General features: G+C 38.4%; 1 tRNA gene. It reads right to left on the reverse strand.

The window, feature by feature from the left end:
* Positions 1-211 precede the first annotated feature (211 nt).
* Positions 212-283: transfer RNA gene (locus AT575_RS10135), tRNA-Ala, on the reverse strand.
* Between the last annotated feature and the right edge of the window lie 162 nt (positions 284-445).

Raw genomic sequence — 445 nt, forward strand, 5'->3', positions numbered from 1 at the left:
AACAAACCAGTGATGTGTCCTTAGACACGAGATGGTTTTGACTTATTTCTAGTAAGTTTAGGTTCGTATTCAAATATCATTTATCTAGTTGAACACGAGATTAATTTCTTAGGAAAATAGATAATCTTCCTTGTGTGCAAGCACACGGTGTCAGATTCCTAATTTTCTACAGAAATTTCGCTAGCCGAACATCTCTTTGTATCCTAGATAATGGACCTAGCGGGATCGAACCGCTGACCTCCTGCGTGCAAAGCAGGCGCTCTCCCAGCTGAGCTAAGGCCCCGACTAATAAACTGGTTGTTTCATTATTAGTGGTGGTACTATTCTATTACGTGAAGCTTAATTGTATTCGAACTAAAATCATTAGTGAAAAAGATAAATCTCCTTGTGTGCAAGCACACATCGTCAATTTCCTATTTTCATACAGATTTCTTAACGTTCTCAT

The organism is Streptococcus penaeicida (genome assembly GCF_002887775.1).
In the GTDB taxonomy this organism is placed as follows: domain Bacteria; phylum Bacillota; class Bacilli; order Lactobacillales; family Streptococcaceae; genus Streptococcus; species Streptococcus penaeicida.